This is a genomic window from Hydrogenophaga sp. (assembly GCF_028698005.1).
In the GTDB taxonomy this organism is placed as follows: Bacteria; Pseudomonadota; Gammaproteobacteria; order Burkholderiales; family Burkholderiaceae_C; genus Hydrogenophaga.
Window position 1 is genome coordinate 1 of the sequence record NZ_JAQVEJ010000244.1, and the last position, 3,012, is coordinate 3,012.

Annotated in this window: 2 protein-coding genes; both read right to left on the bottom strand. The window is 66.2% G+C overall.

All coding sequences use genetic code 11. From position 1 onward, the window contains the following. Window positions 1–187: 187 nt before the first annotated feature. On the bottom strand, window positions 188–2,137 hold the full coding sequence (locus PHQ87_RS15440; protein ID WP_300236325.1) for a glycosyltransferase family 4 protein: 1,950 nt from the start codon (window positions 2,135–2,137) through the stop codon (window positions 188–190). 255 nt (window positions 2,138–2,392) lie between these two features. Then, a partial coding sequence (locus PHQ87_RS15445; protein WP_300236328.1) for an LON peptidase substrate-binding domain-containing protein occupies window positions 2,393–3,012 on the bottom strand: 620 nt, incomplete at its 5' end.

Sequence of the window (3,012 nt, forward strand, 5' to 3'; positions counted from 1 at the left end):
CTGCCGTCGTGAACTCCAGGACCTGGCGGTTGATGGTGCCCTTCATCCGGGCTGCGAAATGGTTGAAGGCAGTGGCCGGATCCCGGCACTCGTGAGGGCCCGGGCCTGGCGTGCCGGCCGCGGGGCCGGAAATGCGCCGGCACGCGGCAGGGCGACCGCGCTGGTGCACTGCCTGCGTTCGATCGTGTCAATGGCCGGCCTGCAGGGCGAGCAGACGTGCACGATAGGCAGATCCGGCCGCGGCGGGTGAATAGTGCGTACGGATCCGCTCGCGTGCGGCGCGCACCAGCGTCCGTGTGTGCGCCTTGTCTTCGAACAACCGGCGCAACTGTTGTGCGGCCTGGTCAATATCGGGGTCGCACCAGTGCTGGCCTTCGGTGAAGATGTAGTCATCGCGGCGCAGCGGTACCAGCGGGCCTTCCACCAGGTAGCTGGTCGAAGGCAGGCAGTAGTCCACATTGCCGGAGAAATTGGTGGTGACGGTGGGCACGCCCAGCAACATGGTTTCCGCGATGATCCGGCCAAAGCCTTCGGCACGGTGCAGCGACACATAGGCATCGCATGATGCGGTCAGGCAGGTCAGTTCGCTGCGCGACAGTACCGTGTCGATCACTGTCACCCGCTTGTCGCCCCGAATGGCGGTTTCAACGGCCTGCCAGCCGGCGGAACTTCTGTCGAGCCCCATGGCCTTGATGACCAGCCCCACATGACGGTTGCGCGGGAACGCCTTCATGAAGGCATGGACCGCTGCCAGCGGGTTCTTGCGTGACAGCCATGACTTGCCATCGAACATCACCAGGAACAGGAAGCCCTTCTGTGGCAACCCGAGCGCCGCCCGGTTCGGCCCGATGGACGTGTCCACCTCCACCGCCAGTGGCATTTTCAGCACGGGTCTGCTGGTCAGGGGGGCAATGGCCTGGCGTATGAATTCGGTGCAGGCCCACACTTCGTCCAGTTCGTCGAACAGACCGGCCAGGTGCCGCGGCCACAGGGGCAACTCCCACGGAGGGAGGCCGATGTTGCAGGTGCCCGACCGCAGCAGCCGGGCGCCTCCCTCCAGGGCGAGGCGCCCCAGTTCGGACGGCGGCAGACAATACAGTGAAAACGGATGGACGGGTTGTGTCGTCAGGAGATCGTCCAGGGTGTGGTCACGGGGTGGGGGCCCCGACATCGGGGCATCCATCACTGCCACCGGCACGTGAACCTGCGACAGGGAGCGCACGGCCATGCGGACATCCTCGGAGATGCCGATCACACCCTGCGCATAGCCCACGACGTTGACCCCCGGGACCTGCCGGTCGGGGTCTGCAAACAGGGCCGTGAGCACGGCATGCTCCGCCTCGCCATTGCTGGCCCACCAGGCCTGCAACCGGGCGCATCCCTCCGGCGTCGACACATCGAACGCGGTGCGCAGGTCGGGGCGCATCTGTCGCAGGGCGAAGGCGAGGTAAGGCAGTTCCTGTGCGGCGCCGGCCTCCCTGGCGTTGAAACTCGTCGCTATCCGGTGCAGTTCGCGCCGCAGCTCGGTGTGCCATGGCAGCGACCAGGCAGGAACACCGTATTCGGCATGGCCGCTCTGGCTCCACCACTGCAGGCTGGACAGCCACCCGGTCTCGGTTTCCAGATCGTACAGGGGGCGAATGTCATCGCGTCCCGAGACGATGGCAGACAAAAAGGCCGGCAGCGGATACTGTCCCCGGGGGCCATGCCGCAACAGCTCCAGACAATCGGGCTGAACCCGCCAGATGATCCGGGTGTATTCCCTGTGGCCATGCAGGAACCACCATTTGAGCAACTCGGTGCGGCCATGGGGTGTTGCCAGGTCGTACGCAGCATGAAGGTCGGCACGGTCTTGCCAGATCCATTGGAGCGCTGGCGGGACGGCCTGGCGAAAGGCGGCGATGCCGATCTCTGCTTCGCAGGCGTGCGTGCGGAACCCTGCCACCAAATCCAGCACCGTGGGCCAGTTGCCCTTGAGCACGATGGAGGCACCGGGTGCGAGACCGGCCTGGGTCATCGCTGCCCAATCGGTGCGGGAGAGCACCTCCAGGTCATGGGCGGACAGATGCCACTGCTGGTCTGCATAGGCCTCGTGCGCTGGAGACTCCCACCACAGGTACAAGGCAAGGCGGTGCATCCAGTGAGACAGATCTAGCGCCCGCAGGTCTGGTCTGATGCCGGCCATCAGCTGGAGCCCACCCGGGACGGGAAACGGGGTCGCGCTTGCACCGGATGCAGGAGGCGGCGCATATGGCCATGCTGAGCGTATGGCTGACATTGGCAAACCTAGCGTTGTTGTCCCCGACAATTTCAGGCCTGAAACGAATGATTCAGGAACGGCTGTTGGCGCCGGCAGCGGGAGGCGGTTGGCCGTTGGCCGTGAGCCTCGGTCCTATCGCTCCACGCCCATCCGGTCCAGCAGATCGGACACGAGTTCCAGCCGCAGCAGCGGGTTGTCCAGCACCATCAGTCTTTGCTTGAGCTCGGCCGGCAGGGGCAGCAGTTCGGCCCAGCGGTTGGCGACCCAGCCGCTGTCGTCCCAATGGTAGGGTGGCTGCAGGGGCAGGTCGTTCATGGTGCCGGGATCGCGCTCGTGGAGGTTGTCCAGCACGCGCCGCAGCGCATCCCGTGCGCTGGCCAGGTGCTCGGGCACCGGCACCCGCGGCTCGGGCGTGTCCAGGGTGACGTCGCCCATCCACAGGCCATGGGGCAATTGCTGGCTGCTGCGGATATGGAAGCGCTGCTGGCCCCGGCAGCGAATGAGGATCAGGCCGGCCTGGGGGCGTTCCACCTGGTCGATGCGGGCCAGGGTGCCGACCGGATGGAAGGCCTCGCGGGCGAAGCCGGTCGGTGCATCGGGATCGATGCGCCGCACCTCGCTGCCTTCGGTCAGGCAGACCACGCCGAACGGTGCGCCGGCCTTGATGCAGCGGTTGATCATGTCGAGGTAGCGCACCTCGAAGATCCGCAACGGCATCCAGCCGTCCGGGAACAGGACGGTGCCAAGCGGGA